The sequence below is a fragment of the Gluconobacter sp. P1D12_c genome (assembly GCF_018812105.1).
GTDB lineage: Bacteria > Pseudomonadota > Alphaproteobacteria > Acetobacterales > Acetobacteraceae > Gluconobacter > Gluconobacter oxydans_A.
In genome coordinates this window covers 1-475 of record NZ_JACSIQ010000411.1, presented here as the reverse complement: position 1 = coordinate 475, position 475 = coordinate 1, and the positions used below count along the sequence as shown (strand labels likewise).

Annotated in this window: 2 protein-coding genes; both read left to right on the top strand. The window is 48.1% G+C overall.

Features of this window, described 5'->3' with window-relative positions; translation table 11 throughout:
* Positions 1 to 265 (top strand): hypothetical protein (locus KP705_RS17425; RefSeq protein WP_215765190.1); only part of this gene is annotated, 265 nt, incomplete at its 5' end.
* Between the two features lie 24 nt (positions 266 to 289).
* On the top strand, positions 290 to 475 hold a 186-nt coding region (locus tag KP705_RS17420; RefSeq protein WP_215765189.1), incomplete at its 3' end, for a hypothetical protein.

Sequence of the window (475 nt, the reverse complement as noted above, 5' to 3'; positions counted from 1 at the left end):
GCTTCCTGCTGGTGGTTTAGAATACGTTCCAGAGGTTAAGGAAGCGAAGGAATCACGCGGAGAGATTTTTGATGCAGGACCGTCTGAGAATGGGTGTGAGTCATCTTCTCGGATAGGTTTTTATGAGCTTCTTCGTCGCAACAGTGGGAACAAGGTTGATGTGTTTAAACATCTTGAACGCATTGGCAGGGATGAGGCCATAAGGCTTCAATCTGATCGCATTGCTGACAGGCTTGAAGGTCTGGGGATTCCGTCTAGGCGTTAGTAGCAGGATGGGAGCTTTTTCAAGGTGGGTTTGCTGTCTGGATTAGCTAAGCAGATGGATGAACAGTTTAGGCATATCATGTTCWTTCCTGCTGTTGCTGTTGCTGAGCGTCGCCAGTTGAGGAATGAGCTGACCTWTTGGATTGATAACATTCTCCCGAWTAAGGGGAAGTATCTGCGGTACATGGTTATCACCTGCGGTGAGAACGTC